Annotated in this window: 11 protein-coding genes; 8 read left to right on the top strand and 3 right to left on the bottom strand. The window is 62.0% G+C overall.

The window, feature by feature from the left end:
- The first annotated feature begins 95 nt into the window (after positions 1-95).
- The 5 genes from PMI25_RS06595 (at position 96) to PMI25_RS06575 (ending at position 8557) form a co-directional block, all read left to right on the top strand.
- Positions 96-2804 (top strand): TonB-dependent receptor, encoded by a 2709-nt coding sequence (locus PMI25_RS06595; RefSeq protein ID WP_007966647.1) that lies wholly within the window; start codon positions 96-98, stop codon positions 2802-2804.
- A gap of 150 nt (positions 2805-2954) precedes the next feature.
- Positions 2955-4820 (top strand): extracellular solute-binding protein, encoded by a 1866-nt coding sequence (locus tag PMI25_RS06590; protein WP_007966649.1) that lies wholly within the window; start codon positions 2955-2957, stop codon positions 4818-4820.
- Between the two features lies 1 nt (position 4821).
- The gene (locus PMI25_RS06585) at positions 4822-5886 is read left to right on the top strand and encodes a microcin C ABC transporter permease YejB (RefSeq protein ID WP_007966651.1); all 1065 of its coding nucleotides are present in this window, start codon (positions 4822-4824) and stop codon (positions 5884-5886) included.
- On the top strand, positions 5886-6908 hold the full coding sequence (locus PMI25_RS06580; RefSeq protein ID WP_007966653.1) for an ABC transporter permease: 1023 nt from the start codon (positions 5886-5888) through the stop codon (positions 6906-6908). Before PMI25_RS06585 ends, PMI25_RS06580 begins: the two co-directional genes overlap by 1 nt.
- 14 nt (positions 6909-6922) lie before the next feature.
- Positions 6923-8557, top strand: coding sequence for an ABC transporter ATP-binding protein (locus PMI25_RS06575; protein WP_007966655.1), 1635 nt, complete (start codon positions 6923-6925; stop codon positions 8555-8557).
- A 115-nt stretch (positions 8558-8672) separates the two neighbouring features.
- Here PMI25_RS06575 and PMI25_RS06570 read toward each other — a convergent pair whose 3' ends face one another.
- Positions 8673-9764: a DUF1615 domain-containing protein gene (locus PMI25_RS06570; RefSeq protein WP_007966658.1), complete on the bottom strand. Its 1092-nt coding sequence runs from the start codon at positions 9762-9764 to the stop codon at positions 8673-8675.
- Positions 9765-10088: 324 nt separating this feature from the next.
- Here PMI25_RS06570 and PMI25_RS06565 point away from each other — a divergent pair, with 324 nt between their 5' ends.
- Both PMI25_RS06565 and PMI25_RS06560 read left to right on the top strand, forming a co-directional pair.
- Positions 10089-12293: a TonB-dependent receptor gene (locus PMI25_RS06565; RefSeq protein ID WP_024164437.1), complete on the top strand. Its 2205-nt coding sequence runs from the start codon at positions 10089-10091 to the stop codon at positions 12291-12293.
- A 275-nt stretch (positions 12294-12568) separates the two neighbouring features.
- Entirely contained in the window at positions 12569-14119 is a 1551-nt protein-coding gene (locus PMI25_RS06560; protein WP_007966628.1) for an FAD-dependent oxidoreductase, read from the top strand.
- A 113-nt stretch (positions 14120-14232) separates the two neighbouring features.
- Here PMI25_RS06560 and hemB read toward each other — a convergent pair whose 3' ends face one another.
- A complete protein-coding gene (gene hemB / locus PMI25_RS06555) occupies positions 14233-15207 on the bottom strand; it encodes a porphobilinogen synthase (protein ID WP_007966626.1) in 975 nt (324 codons plus the stop codon).
- A gap of 241 nt (positions 15208-15448) precedes the next feature.
- Entirely contained in the window at positions 15449-16147 is a 699-nt protein-coding gene (locus PMI25_RS06550) for a glutathione binding-like protein (protein WP_007966624.1), read from the bottom strand.
- Positions 16148-16443: 296 nt separating this feature from the next.
- Here PMI25_RS06550 and PMI25_RS06545 point away from each other — a divergent pair, with 296 nt between their 5' ends.
- On the top strand, positions 16444-17118 hold the full coding sequence (locus PMI25_RS06545; RefSeq protein WP_045122006.1) for a hypothetical protein: 675 nt from the start codon (positions 16444-16446) through the stop codon (positions 17116-17118).
- Positions 17119-17203: the final 85 nt, after the last annotated feature.

Raw genomic sequence — 17203 nt, 5'->3', positions numbered from 1 at the left:
AAGAAAGTGGTTTTCCGCACGCGGTATCACCGAAAGCGGAGCAATGAGGGGCTCACAAGGCCATTTCGATAACGTCTGACAAGTCGGAAACAACCATGCTGATGAACACTCCACGCTTCACGCTCAAACCTTTGGTGGCAACGATCTCTCGTCACCGTTTTGTCCCGTTGTATCTGGTGGCCATGGGCATGGGCGCCGGGACTGTGCAAGCCGAGGATGACAACGCCGCCGTGCCCGCTGCGGCAGCGGTGGTGGCGCCGACCACGCAACTGCAACGGGTGGAAGTGACCGGTTCGGCGATTCGCCGGGTCGATGCGGAAACGGCGGTGCCGATCACCATTCTCAAGGCCGATGAGCTGCGCAAACAGGGCGTGACCACCACCGCCGAACTGGTGCAGCGGATCACCGGCAGCCAGTCGATCAACAACAGTGCCGGCTCGGTCGGCGCCGCCACCGGTGGCGCTTCGTTTGCCGACATGCGCGGCATCGGCGCGAACAAAACGCTGGTGCTGCTCAACGGTCGACGCCTGGCGAACAACGCCTTGTCGGGCACCAACTCGGCCGGCGGCGCGGTGGATCTGAACATGATCCCGTTTGCCGCGATCGAGCGCGTGGAGGTTCTGCGCGACGGCGCATCAGCCCTGTACGGCACCGACGCCATCGGCGGCGTGATCAACTTCATCACCAAGAAATCCCTGACCGACGGCCAGCTCACCCTCGGTGGCGAAACCCCGACCCACAGCGGCGGCGGTGCCAGCAAAGACATGAGCGCAAGTTGGGGCTACGGAGATCTGGAGCAAGACCGCTTCAACGTGCTCGGTGTATTCAACTACAACAAGCAGCAGAACCTCGATGCCAACGACCGCTCCTTCGCCCGCGACTATGTGCCCGGACGTGGTCTGGACCAGACCTCCGGCACCGCGTTCCCCGGCAACTACAGCCAGAACGGCAACGCCACCAACCCGTTGGCCAACAGCAATTGCAACGGCCCCAACCTGGTGGCCCGCGACGGCTTGTGCCGCTTCAGTACCCGTGAATACATCGACCTGATTCCGCAAACCGAAAAGACGTCGTTCTTCGGCAAGACCACCGGCAAGCTGGCGGATGACCACAACGTCAACCTCGAATACTTCTGGTCGCGCAACAACAACGCCACGGCGGTCGGCCCGGCCCCGCTCACCGGTTTGAGCCTGGACTCGTCGTCGCCCTACTACCCCGGCAACGGCATCACCCCCGGCCCGACCGGCTTCGCCCTCGACCCGACGCAACCGGTCGATGTCAACTGGCGCGAGACTGCTGCCGGCCCGCGTGAATCGAAAGACCAGAACACCAGTCAGCGCTTTCTGCTGAGCTTCGACGGTCTGGTCGGCGGTTGGGATTACAACGTCGGCGCCTCGTACAACCAGAACAAAATCGTCTCCAGCGTCACCAGCGGATATGTCAGCGATCAGGCGATGATCAACGGTCTGGCCAGTGGTCTGCTCAACCCGTTCGGCCCGCAATCGGCCGCCGGTCAGCAGTACATCGACCAGGCCATGTACCACGGCGCCTACTCCACCGCCGTCGGACGCGTCGCCGGGTTTGACGGGCGGGTCAGCCGCGAGATCGGTGACTGGTTCGGTGCCGGCCCCGCCGGTCTGGCGCTGGGCGGCGAGTACCGCAAAGAGAAATTCCATCAGGATTTCGAGCAGTTTGCCGGCGACATTCAGAGCCTCGGCATCGACCCGGCCGGCAGCGTCGAAGGTGACCGCAGCGTGAAAGCCGCGTACGCCGAAATCAACGTGCCGGTGCTCGACAGCCTCGAACTGTCCGCCGCTGTGCGTCACGACAAATACAGCGACTTCGGCAGCACCACCAACCCGAAATATTCGTTCCGTTATCAGCCGCTCAAGGAGCTGGTGGTGCGCGGCGCCTACAGTGAGGGCTTCCGTGCGCCGTCGCTCTACGAGCTGTATTCGCCGCGCAGCATCACCTACACCCAGGGCTACTACAACGACCCGGTGCTGTGTACCGGTGGCGTGGTGCAACCGGGTGGCAACGGCGGGCGCGATTGCGGTCAGCAGTTCCTCAACCAGATTGGCGGCAACGAAGATCTGGCCCCGGAGAAAGCGCGCAACGTGACCCTCGGCTTCGTCTATCAACCGGTCAGCAACCTGTCGGTGGGTCTGGACTTCTGGTGGATTCACATTTCCAACCAGATCCAGCCGTTCCCTGAATCCACCGTGTTCGATCAGGCCGGTAGCTACCCGGATCGCTTCGTGCGCAACGCCGACGGCACGCTCAACTACATCGTCACCGGCAATGCCAACCTCGGCATCGTCGAGACCAACGGTGTCGATGTGTCGCTGGACTACCGCTTCCCGAACACCCCTTACGGCCAGTTCGGTCTCGGACTGCAAGGCACCTACGTCGACAGTTACGACTTCCAGAGCACCATCAAAGGCCCGTTTACCGACAAGGTCGGCGACTTCGAAGGGGACGGCGTGATTGCGCGCTGGAAGCACAACCTCACCGGCAGTTGGACCTTCGGCGCGGCTCGCGCGTCGCTGACCAACCGCTTCACCACCGGTTACAACGACTACGACCGCGATACCCACGCACGCGTGGCGTCGTATTCGGTGTGGGACCTGTCGGCCGGCTACACCTTCAACAAGGTGCTCGATGTCGATGCCGGGATGAAGAACATGTTCGACCGCAACCCGCCGTTCTCCAACCAGGCCTACAACTTCCAGAGCGGCTATGACCCGCGCTACACCGACCCGCTGGGCCGCACGCTGTTTGCGCGCATGACGTATCACTTCTGACCGGAAACACCACAACCCCAATGTGGGAGCGAGCTTGCTCGCGAAGGCGTCGTATCAGTCAACACATCCTTCACTGAAACACCGCATTCGCGAGCAAGCTCGCTCCCACAGGGGGCCGGGTTCTTTCAGGGATTTTTGAGGAGTTACTTCATGAGTTTTTTGCGCAACATGGCTGGCCTGCTTTTGGGCAGTGCGCTGCTGTGCACTGGCACTTCGGCGCTGGCGGGCGGCGGTTATGCGTTGACGGTGTACGGCGAGGCGCCGAAGTATCCGGCGGGTTTCGAGCATTTCGATTTCGTCGATCCCGACGCGCCCAAGGGCGGTTCGCTCAGCCGGGCGTCGATGGAAATCGGCCAGTACAACTACATCACCCCGTATGCCGATCAAGGCATTTCCGTGGTGCAGGTCAACGACTGGGTGTATGCGCCGCTGGCGTTCCGTTCGCTCGACGAGCCCTACACCGTTTACGGGCTGGTCGCGCAACAGATGGAACGCGATTCCGCGGGCCTCTGGGTACGCTTCACCCTGAACCCCAAGGCGCGCTTCGCCGACGGCACGCCGATCACCGCCGAAGACGTGCGCTACACCTTCAACCTGCTGATGACCAAAGGCAGCCTCAGTTATCGCCAGCAATACGCCGACGTGCAGGACGTACTGATTGAAGGCCCACGGCAGGTGCGCTTCACCTTCAAGAACAACCTCAACCGCACCCTGGCGCTGGATCTGGCGACGCTGCGCGTGGTGCCCGAACACTGGTGGAAGACTCGCGATTTCGCCAACGGCGGCGGCTTCGAGCCACCGCTGGGTAGCGGCCCGTATCGGGTCAGCAAGGTCGATGCCGGGCGCAGCATCAGTTTCCAGCGCGACCCGGACTGGTGGGGCAAGGACCTGCCGGTCAGTCGCGGCATGTACAACTTCGACACGCTCACGGTGAATTTTTACGGCGACACCGACGTCGCGCGCCAACTGTTGCAGGCCGGCGCTTTCGACTACAACCGCGAGTTTTCCTCGTCCGGCTACGTGGTCGGCTACGACAGCCCGGCACTGCGTGACGGTCGCTTGCAACAGGCGATCCTCGCCCCGCAGAAACCGACGGCGGCCCAAGGCTTCGTGTTCAACCTGCAAAACCCGATTTTTCAGGATCGCCGCGTGCGTCAGGCGATCAGCCTGCTGTGGGATTTCGAATGGACCAACAAGCAGATGATGCGCGGCTTCTACGTGCGCCAGAACAGCTTCTGGCCGAAGAGTGAAATGGCCGCGACCGCCCTGCCCGACGCCGAGGAACTGAAGATCCTCGAACCGTTGCGCGGGCAGATTCCCGACGAGGTGTTCACCACGGTGTATCAGGCGCCGAAAACCGATGGCAGCGGTTACATCCGCGACAAGCAACTACAAGCCCTCAAGCTGCTCGCCGAGGCCGGCTGGACGCCGCAACACAGCCGACTGGTCAACGCCGCCGGTGAGCCTCTGGAGTTCACCTTCCTCGACGGCCAGGGCGGTTTTGATCGCATGCTGCTGCCGTTCAAACGCACCCTCGCGCAGATCGGTATCACCCTGAATCTACGGCGGATCGACTCGGCGCAATACGTCAATCGGCTCAACGCCCGCGACTACGACATGATCGTCACCAGTTTCCCGCGCAGTGGCGATCCGATCGTCTCTCCCGGCCGCGAGTTGTACAGCCTGTATGCCTCACAAAGTGCCACGCAAGTCGGCAGTTCGAACTCGATGGTGCTGGCCAACCCGGCGGTCGATCAACTGATCGACGGGCTGGTCAAGGCCGATACCCGCGACGCCATGGTGCATTACGCCCGCGCCCTCGACCGGGTGCTGCAATGGGGTTACTACATGATTCCCAACTACTACTCCAAAGGCACGCCGACGGTGTATCAGAACCGCTTCGGCACGCCGCCGGTGCAACCGGCGTACGACGAAGGCCTCAACACCTGGTGGGAGGTCTCGGCCAAACCGTTGACCACGCAACAGATGCACGCCCAGCTCGCGGGGGGCCAGTGACATGCTGCGTTATCTGAGTCGACGTCTGTTGCTGATCATTCCCACGCTGCTGTGCATTCTGGTGGTCAATTTCGTGATTGTGCAGGCCGCACCGGGCGGCCCGGTCGAGCAAGCCATTGCCCGCCTGCAAGGTTTCGGCGGGCACGGCATGGGCGGTGGTGGCGAAGTGGCCGCGATTGGCGGTGCCGGGCGCAGCAGCCGCGGCCTCGACCCGGCGCTGATCAAGGAAATCAAGCATCACTACGGTTTCGACAAACCGATGCACGAACGCCTGTGGCTGATGCTGAAAAACTACGCACAGCTGGATCTGGGCAGCAGTTTCTTTCGCGGCGCCAAGGTCACCGATCTGATCCTGCAGAAACTGCCGGTGTCGCTGTCGCTTGGCCTGTGGGCGACGCTGATCACCTACCTGATTTCGATCCCGCTGGGCATCCGCAAGGCGATCAGCAACGGCAGCGCGTTCGATGTCTGGAGCAGCACGGCGATCATCATCGGCTACGCGATGCCGGCGTTTCTGTTTGCGATGCTGCTGATCGTGGTGTTCGCCGGCGGCAGCTACGTCAACTGGTTTCCGGTGCAGGGCCTGGTGTCGGATAACTTCGACAGCCTCAGCACCCTGGGCAAGGTCGGCGACTACCTCTGGCACCTGGTGTTGCCGGTAAGCGCACTGGTGATCGGTGGGTTCGCCACCCTGACCATCCTCACCAAAAACAGCTTTCTCAACGAGATCAGCCGCCAGTACGTGATCACCGCGCGGGCCAAGGGTTTGACCGAGCGCCGCGTGCTCTACGGCCACGTGTTTCGCAACGCGATGCTGCTGGTGGTGGCCGGGGTGCCCTCGGCGCTGATCGAGGTGTTTTTCGCCGGTTCCTTGCTGATCGAAACCATCTTCAACCTCGACGGCCTCGGGCGCATGAGTTACGAGGCGGCGGTGTCGCGTGACTACCCGGTGGTGTTCGGCGCGCTGTTTCTGTTCACCCTGTTTGGCCTGCTGATCAAGCTGATCGGTGATCTCTGCTACACCCTGCTGGACCCGCGCATCGACTTCTCGGCGAGGACTGCCTGATGTTCACACTTTCTCCTCTGGGTCAGCGCCGGGTCGCGCAGTTCAAGGCCAACCGCCGTGGGCGCTGGTCGTTTTGGCTGTTCCTCGGGCTGTGCCTGATCTGCCTCGGTGGCGAACTGATCGCCAACGACAAACCGTTAGTGATCCGCTACCACGGCGCCTTGTACTTCCCGATCCTCAGCGAATACCTGGAAACCGATTTCGGCGGCGAACTGCCGTTCCAGCCGGATTACGCCAGCGCTTACGTGCACTCGCTGATCGAGGATCAGGGCGGCTGGATGCTGTTTCCGCCGATCCCGTTCAGCTACGACACGGTCAATTACGACTTGACTGAACCGGCCCCCAGCCCTCCCTCATCGAGCAATTGGCTGGGCACCGACGATCAGGCGCGGGACGTGTTGGCACGGGTGATTTTCGGCACGCGGATTTCAATTCTGTTCGCGCTGATCCTCACCGGCATCAGTGCGTTGGTCGGCATCGTTGCCGGAGCCTTGCAGGGTTATTACGGTGGCTGGGTCGACCTGCTCGGGCAACGGGTGCTGGAGATCTGGTCGGGGCTGCCGGTGCTGTATCTGCTGATCATTCTGTCCGGGTTTGTCTCGCCGAGTTTCTGGTGGTTGCTGGGGATCATGGCGCTGTTTTCCTGGCTGGCATTGGTGGATGTGGTGCGCGCGGAGTTTCTGCGTGGCCGCAATCTGGAATACGTCAAAGCCGCGCGGGCGCTGGGGCTGACCGACAGCGAACTGATGTTGCGGCACATCCTGCCTAACGCGATGACCTCCACCCTGACCTACCTGCCGTTCATTCTGACCGGCGCCATCGCCACCCTCACCGCGCTGGATTTCCTCGGTTTCGGCATGCCGGCGGGCACTGCTTCGCTGGGCGAATTGATCGGCCAGGCCAAGCGCAATCTGCAGGCGCCGTGGCTGGGGCTGACGGCGTTTTTTGCCTTGGCGCTGATTTTGTCGTTGTTGGTGTTCATCGGTGAGGCTTGCCGAGATGCGTTTGATCCACGATCTTGATCCGAGGAGCTGAGATGAGCGACAACCTGATTGAAATCCGCGACCTGCGTGTCGCCTTCGCCGGGCAGGAAGTGGTGCACGGTTTGCACCTCGATATCCGCCGAGGCGAATGCCTGGCGCTGGTCGGCGAGTCCGGCTCGGGCAAGTCGGTGACGGCGCATTCGATTTTGCGTTTGTTGCCGGGTAAAACTGTCAGCAGCAGCGGTTCGATCGCTTATAACGGGGTGAACTTGCTGCACGCCAGCGAGCAGCAGATGCGTGGTTTGCGCGGCAACGGGATCGCGATGATTTTCCAGGAGCCGATGACCTCGCTCAATCCCCTGCACACCGTGGAACGACAGGTCAGCGAAGTGCTGGAGATCCACAAGGGCCTCAAGGGCCGCGCCGCCCGTGAGCGCACGTTGGAGCTGCTGGAACTGGTGGGCATTCGCGAGCCGTTGCAGCGCTTGAAAGCCTATCCGCATCAGCTCTCCGGCGGTCAGCGGCAACGGGTGATGATTGCGATGGCGCTGGCCAATGAGCCGGAACTGCTGATCGCTGATGAGCCGACCACGGCACTGGACGTGACCGTGCAGCAGAAGATTCTCGAGCTGCTGATCGAGCTGCAACAGCGGCTCGGCATGTCGATGCTGCTGATCAGTCACGATCTCAATCTGGTGCGGCGCATCGCGCAACGGGTGTGCGTGATGCGCCACGGCGAAATTGTCGAACAGGCTGACTGCGAAACGCTGTTTCGCGCGCCGCAACATCCTTACAGCCGCTTGCTGATCGAAGCTGAACCGAGCGGTGCGCCGGTGCCGAGTCCGTACCAGCACAACCTGCTGGAAGTCGATGATCTGAAGGTCTGGTTTGCCCTGCCCAAGGCGCTGTTCAGTCGTTCGCAGGATTACATCAAAGCGGTGGACGGGGTCAGTTTCCGCCTGCAACGCGGCAAGACGTTGGGGATTGTCGGCGAGTCCGGTTCGGGCAAATCGACGCTGGGCCAGGCGATCCTGCGGCTGGTGGAATCCGAGGGCGATATCCGCTTCGGCAACAAGCAGCTGAGCCTGCTCAATCAGCGCTTGATGCGGCCCTTGCGGCGGCAGATTCAGGTGGTGTTCCAGGATCCGTTCGGCAGCCTGAGCCCGCGGATGTCGGTGCAGCAGATCATTGCCGAAGGGTTGCTGACCCACGGCATCGGCACTGAGGCGGAGCGCGAAGCAGCGGTGATTCGCGTGCTGGAGGAAGTCGGCCTCGACCCCAAGAGTCGTCATCGCTACCCCCACGAGTTTTCCGGCGGCCAGCGCCAGCGCATCTCCATCGCCCGCGCACTGGTGCTGGAGCCGGCGCTGATCCTGCTCGATGAACCGACCTCGGCGCTGGATCGCACGGTGCAGAAACAAGTGGTGGACTTGTTGCGGCAACTGCAGATCAAGCATGGGCTGACGTATCTGTTTATCAGCCATGACCTGGCGGTGGTGCATGCGCTGGCCCACGACCTGATGGTGATCAAGGATGGCAAGGTGGTGGAACAGGGTTCGTCGCGGGAGATTTTTGCTGCACCGCAACATCCCTACACTCAGGAACTGCTGAAAGCCTCCGGCCTCACGCTCGACACAAATCCCTGTGGGAGCGAGCTTGCTCGCGAATGCGATATACCTGTGACATGAATATCGACTGACATGACGCCTTCGCGAGCAAGCTCGCTCCCACAGGTTGATTGGGGCAGCCCGACCGGGCCGATTCAGGCGATTGGTCGCGCAGTCAGAGTGCTGTAACGTCGGCTCACCCAGCCTTGGCCATACAGCGCTTGTAGCGCTCATCCACGCGTTTGGCGAACCACGCCGTGGTCAGTTTGCGCGTGATCTTCGGGCTCTGCAAAACGATCCCCGGCAGCACTGCACGGGGCAGCGTCCTGCCTTCGGCCTGCTCGGCGAGTTCGAACACGCGCTGGTAGAGTTTGGTTTCTTCGAATTCCAGGGTCTTGCCCTTCTCCAGTTGATCGCGAATGGTCGGGTTGCGCATGCCCAGCGACTTGCCGAGGGTGCGCACCGCCAGTTCGGTCGTGCCGGGCATGATCGAGTCGTAGCGGATCAAGTCGCCATCCAGCGCCAGCGGGATGCCCGAAGCTCGGCTGACGGCGTTCTGGAACGCGGCATTGCGGCTGGCGTACCAGCCGGCGTTGAAATCAGCGAAGCGGTACAGCGGCTCGCGGTAACTCACCGGATAACCGAGCAGATGCGCGATGCCGAAGTACATGCCGCCACGGCGGGTGAACACTTCGTGGCGGATCGTGCCGTTGACCGGGTACGGATAATCCTTGGCGTGCTGCTCGGCGAATTCGATGCTGACCTGCATCGGTCCGGCGGTATGTACCGGGTTGAAGCCGCCGAACAAGGTGCGGCCCATCGGCACCATGCCAATGAAATCGTCGAAGATCGCGCTCAACTCTTTCTCGCTGCGTGCCGCGTTGAGGCGTTCGCTGTAGGTTTTGCCGCTGGGCGAACGCACAGCCAGCGCGGCGCTGACCAGCATTCCGGGGATGTGCGCCTTGCCGGCGCGGCGGTCGATTTCGTCGCGAGCGATCTTGCCCAGCCCCGGCACCGTCGGGTCGACCTGATAGGTTGATTCCTGCTCGGCCACGGCCAGCACCGAACAGAGGTTTTGCGTGGTCGGGCTGATGCCTTGCGCGGCGAACGCGGCGTAGATGTCGGTGGCCCAGCCTTGGCGGTCGGGCACTTTTGTCGGCATCAGCCTTACGATTTCGGCCTTTACTTCGGCGGGCGCACGTGGCGCTGGCTCCTGGCTGCGCTGGCCGGCGCAACCGGCGAGCGCCAGCAGCGCGGCGAGGGTAATGAGTAATCGAGAGGTGTGCATGGCGCTCCTTGGCGTGCATTGAGGCGGGTTCACCATACGATCAAAGGAGTGACGCAGGCTAGGACTGTGACCTTTGTGGTGAGGGGATTTATCCCCGATGGACTGCGCAGCAGCCCTCCAATATTGAAGCGGCCCGCTCCGCGCGCCATCGGGGATGAATCCCCTCGCCACAGGTTTTCATTCGGATCTGGAATTTCAGCAAGATAAACAGTTTGCAAAACGTTACTGCGAACTAATATCATTTGCGCCTGGAGTCGTATTTGCGCAAGGAGTTCCCCGCGCCGTTCTAATTTTCTCACCGGCCGCACGCCTCCAGGTATCGACATGCCCGTTCCAGTTCGACTCGCCGTCCCGTTTCGCCCGACGCTTCTCGCCCTGCTGTGCTCCCTGACTGTCACCGCTCACGCTGCCGATGAAAACGGCAAGGAGCTGGTGCTCGACAACGTCAACATCAACGCCCAAGCGCCAACGTCCAACGCCCTGCCCCCGGTCTACGCCGGTGGTCAGGTCGCCCGTGGCGGTCAGCTCGGCGTGCTCGGCAATCAGGACATGATGGACGTGCCGTTCAGCGCCGCGTCGTACACCGAACAGCTGATTCAGGACCAGCAAGCGGAAAACGTTGCCGACGTGTTGCTCAATGATTCGTCGGTGCGTCAGGCCTCGGGCTTCTCCAACCAGGCGCAGGTGTTCATGATTCGCGGCTTGCCGCTCAACGGCGACGACATTTCCTATAACGGCCTGTACGGCGTGCTGCCGCGGCAGATCATTTCCACCGACGCCCTGGAGCGCGTGGAAGTGTTCAAAGGCCCCAACGCTTTCATCAACGGCGTGACCCCGACCGGTTCCGGCATCGGTGGCGGCGTCAACCTGCAGCCCAAGCGTGCCGGCGACGAGCCGCTGCGCCGCTACACCACCGATATCAACAGCGAAGGTCGCATCGGTCAGCACTTTGATATCGGCCAGCGCTTCGGCGAAGACAACCGCTTCGGCGCGCGGATCAACCTGTCGCAGCGCGAAGGCGACACCGGCATCGATCACGAAAACCAGCGCTCGAAACTGTTCAGCATCGGCCTCGATTATCGCGGTGACGCGCTGCGTATTTCCGGCGACTTCGCCTATCAGAAGGAACGCGTCAACGGTGGCCGCAACTCGGTCAACCTCGGCACCGCCACGCACATTCCGGACGCGCCGTCGGCAGACACGAATTATGCGCCGAAGTGGGGTTACACCGACATCGAAGACACCTTCGGCATGCTCCGCGCCGAATACGACCTCAACGACAACTGGACCGCGTACGTCGCCGGCGGCGCCAAGCACACCCGCGAAGTCGGGCGCTACAATTCGACCACGCTGGTGGGCAACAACGGCGCCTCCTACACCACCGGCTCGTTCATCCCCCACGATGAGGACAACACCAGCCTGATGGCCGGCCTCAACGGCAAGTTCAACACCGGCGCCGTCAGCCACAAGCTCAATTTCGGCCTCAGCGGTCTGTGGGCCGAACAACGCAGCGCCTATGATTTCGACCTGACCAAGTACGCCAACAACATCTACCACCCGGTGGAAACGCCGTCGCCGGTCGGTAATTTTTCCGGCGGCGACGTCAGCGATCCGGGCATCGTCGGCAAGACCTTCAACCGCAGCCTCGCGCTCTCCGACACCCTCGGATTCTTCGACGACCGCCTGCTGATCACCGCCGGCCTGCGTCGTCAGCAACTGGTGGTGCAAGGCTACAACTACGCCAGTTACGGCAGCGGCAGCCGCAAGTCGAGCTACGACGAATCGATCACCACGCCGGTCTACGGCATCGTGTTCAAGCCGTGGGAGCACGTGTCGTTCTACGCCAACCACATCGAAGGCCTGGCCCAAGGCCCGACTTCGCCAGCCAGCACTGGCGGCTTGCGCGTGACCAACGGCAACGAAGTCTACGCACCGGCGCGCTCCAAGCAAACCGAGGCCGGGGTCAAGGTCGACATGGGCACTTACGGCGCAAGCCTGGGCGTGTATCGCATCGAGCAGCCAAGCGACGGTTACTGCGAAATCAACAGCGCCACCACCTGCACCTACGTGCGTGAAGGCGAGCAGATCAACAAAGGCGTGGAAATGAACGTGTTCGGCGAGCCGATCAATGGCCTGCGCCTGATCAGCGGCCTGACCCTGATGGACACCGAACTGCGCAACACCCAGAACGGCGCCAACGACGGCAACCGCGCCATCGGCGTGCCGAGCTTCCAGTTCAACGCTGGCGCCGACTGGGATGTACCGGGCCTGCAAGGTGTAGCGTTGAATGCGCGGATGCTGCGCACCGGCGGCCAGTACGCCGACGCGGCCAACAACCTCAGCCTGCCGACCTGGAACCGCTTCGACGCCGGTGCGCGTTACGCCTTCAAGGTTTCGCAGAAAGACGTGACCCTGCGTTTGGGCGTCGAGAACCTGGCGAACAAGAAATACTGGGAATCGGCGCAGGGCGGCTATCTGACCCAGGGTGAGCCGCGGGTGGCGAAGCTGTCGGGCACCATCGATTTCTAACCCGCTGTTGTGAGCAAAGCGGACTGCTGCGCAGTGCAGCGGGAGCAAGCTCCCTCGCCACAGAATCTCAGCCAAAAATGAAAAAGGCCCCGCAGCTTTACCGTTGCGGGGCCTTTTTGGTTTTTGGGTGCCTGAAAAGGCCTTTTCGCGAGCAGGCTCGCTCCCACATTGGAATGCGTTCGACTGTGGGAGCGAGCTTGCTCGCGAAGGGGCCGGCACTGGCTAGCCTTTCCATCTGATCCATACTTGCTGCACAGCCAACGGAGGACAGGCCCATGAACCGCAGCGACGTACTGATCATCGGTGCCGGCCCGACCGGTCTGGTGCTGGCCCTGTGGCTGAGCAAACTGGGCGTGCGCGTGCGCATCATTGACAAGACCTCCGCCCCCGGCACCACCTCGCGGGCGCTGGCGGTGCAGGCGCGCACCCTGGAGTTGTATCGCCAGCTGGACCTGGCCGACACCGTGGTGCGCAAAGGCCACAAGGTCGCGGCGGCGAATTTCTGGGTCAAGGGCAAACCGGTCGCGCAGTTGCCGTTGCAGCGCATCGGCGAAGGCCTGACGCCCTACTCCTTCATCGAAATCTTTCCCCAGGATCAGCACGAACGGCTCCTGCTCGAACGCCTCGAAGACTATGACGTGACGGTTGAGCACAACACTGAACTCGAGAGTTTCGAAGAAACCGGCGATGGGCTCAGCGCGCATCTGCGCTTGCCCGACGGGCAACAGGAAATCTGTCAGGCATGCTATCTGGCAGGCTGCGATGGCGCCCGCTCGGTGGTGCGCAAAGCCCTCGACAGCGGTTTTCCGGGCGGCACCTATCAGCAGATTTTCTACGTCGCGGATGTGCAGGCCAGCGGCCCGGCACTGAATGGCGAACTGCATCTGGATCTGGACGAAGCGGATTTTCTCGCGGTGTTCCCGCTGGCCGGTGAAGGCCGCGCCCGACTGATCGGCACGGTGCGTGACGAACGTGCCGACCGCGCCGAAACCCTGCAATTTGCCGACGTCAGCAGCCGCGCCATCGAGCACCTGAAAGTGCACATCGACGAGGTCAACTGGTTCTCCACCTACCGCGTGCATCACCGCGTGGCCGAGCACTTTCGCAGCGGTCGGGCGTTTCTGCTTGGCGACGCGGCGCACGTGCACAGCCCCGCCGGCGGCCAGGGCATGAACACCGGCATCGGCGATGCGATCAATCTGGCGTGGAAACTCGCCGCCGTGCTCAACGGCAGCGCCACGACGAAGCTGCTCGACACTTACGAAACCGAGCGCATCGCCTTCGCCCGGCGGCTGGTGTCGACCACCGACAAGGTGTTCAGTTTCGTCACCGCCGAGGGGCGCATCGCCGACCTGCTGCGCACGCGCCTGGCACCGTTTCTGATCCCGAAAATGGCTTCATTCGAGGCCAGCCGCGAGTTCCTCTTTCGCACCGTCTCACAAGTCACCCTCAACTATCGCGGCATGCCGCTGAGCCAGGGCACGGCCGGCCACGTCCACGGCGGCGACCGCTTGCCCTGGGCGCATGATGGTGAGGGGGATAACTATGAACCGCTGCGCCAGCCTTGCTGGCAGGTGCACGTATACGGCGACACCAGCGACGAAATGATTGCCTGGTGCAACGAACACCATCTGTCGCTGCACGTGTTCGACTGGCGACCGGCGTTTGACACGGCGGGGTTGGGGCGTAACGGCTTTTATCTGTTGCGCCCGGATACCTATGTGGCGATTGCCGATAACAGTGCGGATCCGAAGGTGATCGAGCGGTACTTCAGGGATCACGGGATAAGGCCGTTCTTCCCTGCCCCTGACCCAAGAACACCCTGAATTCCTGTGGGAGCTGGCTTGCCAGCGATAGCGGTGGATCAGCCAACATTGATTTTGACTGTACCGACGCAATCGCTGGCAAGCCAGCTCCCACAGGGGTATTTCGGTGTCTGTCAGATCCCGGCCAGCGCCAGATCCATCGCAAAGTAGGTGAAGATCAGATCCGCACCCGCACGCTTGATCGCGCCCAGGCTTTCGCGCACCACGCGGTCCTCGTCGATCGCTCCGGCCTGCGCGCCGAACTTGATCATCGCGTACTCGCCGCTGACCTGATACGCCGACAGCGGCAGGTTCGAGGCTTCACGAATGTCGCGGATGATGTCCAGGTACGCACCGGCCGGCTTGACCATCAGCGCATCGGCGCCTTCCTGTTCGTCGAGCAGCGATTCGCGCAGGGCTTCGCGGCGGTTCATCGGGTTCATCTGATAGCTTTTGCGGTCGCCCTTCAGCGCGCTGCCACCGGCTTCGCGGAACGGGCCATACAGCGCCGAGGCGAATTTGGTCGAGTAGGCCATGATCGGAATCTGGGTGAAACCTGCCTCATCCAGTGCGCGGCGAATCGCCCGCACCTGGCCGTCCATCGCCGCCGACGGCGCGATCACGTCCGCACCGGCACGCGCCGCCGCCACCGCTTGCTTGCCGAGGTTGATCAGAGTCTGGTCGTTGTCGACTTCATGGTTGTGCATTACGCCGCAGTGGCCGTGATCGGTGTATTCGCAGAAGCAGGTGTCGGACATCACGATCATTTCCGGCACCGCGTCTTTGGCAATCCGCGACATGCGCGAGACCAGGCCGTTTTCGCGCCAGGTGTCGCTGCCGTTGGCGTCCAGATGATGGGACACACCGAAGGTCATCACCGACTTGATCCCGGCACGGGCATAACGCTCGATTTCACTGGCCAGCTTGCGCTCGGGAATGCGCATCACCCCGGGCATGCTTTTGATCGGCACGAAGTCGTCGATCTCTTCTTCGACGAAAATCGGCAGCACCAGATCATTCAGGCTGAACTCGGTTTCCTGGAACAGACTGCGCAGGCTCGCATTGCGGCGCAGACGGCGGGGACGTGCTTCGGGGAACTGGCTGGACATGGATCTTCCTGAAACGGCAGATGAGACGAAAGTCGTAGGGGGCGAAGCTTATGCCTTCGTTGGGCGCAGGTACAAACCTGGATCAATCAAGACAGCATTACCGGGGGTGCAATAATCCTCGGAACAATCCGATTACCTGTGGGAGCTGGCTTGCCAGCGATAGCGGTGGGTCAGGCAACATAGATATTGACTGTGCCGGCTTCATCGCTGGCAAGCCAGCTCCCACAGGGTCGGGTGAAGGTCAGGAAGGAATGGTCAACCCGCGCACCACAGCCGGGCGCGCCAGAAAGCGCTCCAGCACCCGGGTCACGTTGGGGAAATTGCTGATCCCGACCAGATCGCCCGCCTCATAGAAGCCGATCAGGTTACGCACCCACGGAAACGTGGCGATGTCGGCGATGGTGTAGCGCTCGCCCATGATCCAGTCGCGCCCTTCCAGACGTTTGTCGAGCACGCTGAGCAGGCGCTTGCTTTCTTCGACGTAGCGATCACGGGGACGCTTGTCCTCGTAATCCTTGCCGGCGAATTTGTTGAAGAAGCCGAGCTGGCCGAACATCGGGCCGATACCGCCCATCTGGAACATCAGCCACTGAATCGTTTCGTAGCGCAGCGCGCCTTCCTGGGCCAGCAACTGGCCGCTCTTGTCAGCGAGGTAGATCAGGATCGCGCCGGACTCGAACAGCGGCAGCGGCTGATCCTCGGGGCCGTGGGGATCGAGGATCGCCGGGATCTTGTTGTTGGGGTTCAGCGACAGGAACTCGGGAGACAGCTGATCCTGGGTGTCGAAGCCCACACGGTGCGCCTCGTAGGGCAGGCCGATCTCTTCGAGCATGATCGAGACCTTGACGCCGTTGGGGGTCGGCAGGGAATAGAGTTGAATCCAGTCGGGGTACTGCGCCGGCCATTTCTGGGTGATGGGGAACGCGGACAGATCGGTCATGGGAAACATCCAGTCACAAGGAAAACACTGATCATAATGTAGGCGCTGCTGCAGGCTGCGATCTTTTGATTTGGTTTCTAAAAGCTGGATCAAAAGATCGCAGCCTGCGGCAGCTCCTACACGAACCGTAACATCCTGCGGGTAATGTGCCTGAACCAAACCGGCCTCAGAGGACTCTGAGCTATGCCTTTCGTAAAGGAAGCGCGACACACGACATGGACAACACCCGGTGCTGGGAGCCCGTGGTGTAAGGGTTGGTCAGCCCCAACCGAATTTGCTGAAGAATCCTATATTCAATGACGAACCTCATGAGTTTCGCCAAACGCTTCAAACACCGCGCCTACGTGGCCCTGCCCTCCCTGTTGGCGGTCAGTGCGCTGACCTTGTCGCTCGAGTCGAGCCAGATTCGCGCGCAACCGGTGGATGGCACGCAGACGCTGGTCTTCCTGCGCCACGCGGAAAAACCCGAGGGCGGTCTCGGCCAGCTCAACTGTCAGGGTCTGAACCGGGCGATCGAGCTGTCGAGCCTGCTGCCGGAAAAATTCGGCAAGGCCGACTACGTGTTCGCCGCCAACCCGACGCGCAATGTCGAGGAAGGCGAGCTGGACAACTCCTACAGCTACATCCGCCCGCTGATGACCATCAGCCCCGCCGCGATCAAGCTCGGCCTGCCGGTGAACATCGAGTTCTCCGCCAACGACACCAGTGACCTGGCGCGCGAGCTGACCGAGGACAAGTACCACAACGCGACGATCTACACCGCGTGGTCGCACGGTTATCTGCCGGAGCTGATCAACAAGGTTGCCGGCAAGGCAGTCGGCGAAAAGCAGACCATCACCGATGACTGGGCCTCAGGCGATTTCGATTCGCTGTACGTGCTGACTCTGACCTGGCACAACGGCAAGGCCAGTTTGCAGAGCCACAGTTACAAGCAGGGGCTGGATAACGGCAAGGTGACTTGTCCGACTTGAGTGTTGTGTGGCCTGACCCGGCCCCTTCGCGAGCAAGCTCGCTCCCACATTCGATCTGCGGTGAATACAAATACCCTGTGGGAGC

Source organism: Pseudomonas sp. GM30 (assembly GCF_000282275.2).
Lineage (GTDB): Bacteria > Pseudomonadota > Gammaproteobacteria > Pseudomonadales > Pseudomonadaceae > Aquipseudomonas.
This window is presented reverse-complemented; position numbering and strand designations above follow the sequence as displayed.